This is a genomic window from Allobosea sp. GW821-FHT10B12, assembly GCF_059415545.1.
Window position 1 is genome coordinate 1 of sequence record NZ_JBWKNL010000026.1, and the last position, 606, is coordinate 606.

Below are 606 nucleotides of genomic sequence, written 5' to 3' on the forward strand. Positions count from 1 at the left end.
GGCTCCGGCGGCACGGGCGGCAATTACATCGCCCAGACCCGCAACCAGGGCTTCATCGCCAATGCGGCCGAGGCGCTGGGCGCCGGCAACCCGGTCTATGACGCGCTGATCTCGGCCACGGCGGCCGAGGCTAGAGCCGGCTTCGACCTGCTCTCGGGCGAGGCCCATGCCCAGGCGGTCAACGTGATGATCGACGAGAGCCGGCTGGTGCGCGAGAGCATCCTCTCGCGTCTGCGCGGGCCGCTGCTGACGCAGGCGCCCGGGCAGGTCGCGGCCGCGTTCAGCGCCGACCTGCCGGGCCGCAAGGGCGCGGTCACGATGGTGGCTCCGGTGCCGCAGCCGCGCTACACGCTCTGGGGCGAGGCTTTCGGCAGCGCCGGCACCAGCGATGCCGACGGCAATGCCGCAAGCCTCTCCCGCCGCAGCGGCGGCGCCCTGCTCGGCGCCGACCTGATGCTCTACGATGCGCCCGGTTCCTCGCTGAAGGTCGGCGTCGCCGGTGGCTACAGCCAGTCGCGCTTCGATCTCGATGCCCGGCTCTCCTCCGGCAAGCTCGAAAGCGGCCATGCCGCGCTCTATGCCGGCGCCCGCTTCGGCAGCCTGCGC

1 protein-coding gene is annotated in these 606 nt (G+C 72.8%); it reads left to right on the plus strand.

All coding sequences use genetic code 11. The features are described 5' to 3' along the window. Positions 1 to 606: autotransporter outer membrane beta-barrel domain-containing protein (locus AC07O0_RS30305; protein ID WP_494628561.1), on the plus strand; the 606-nt coding region annotated here is incomplete at both ends.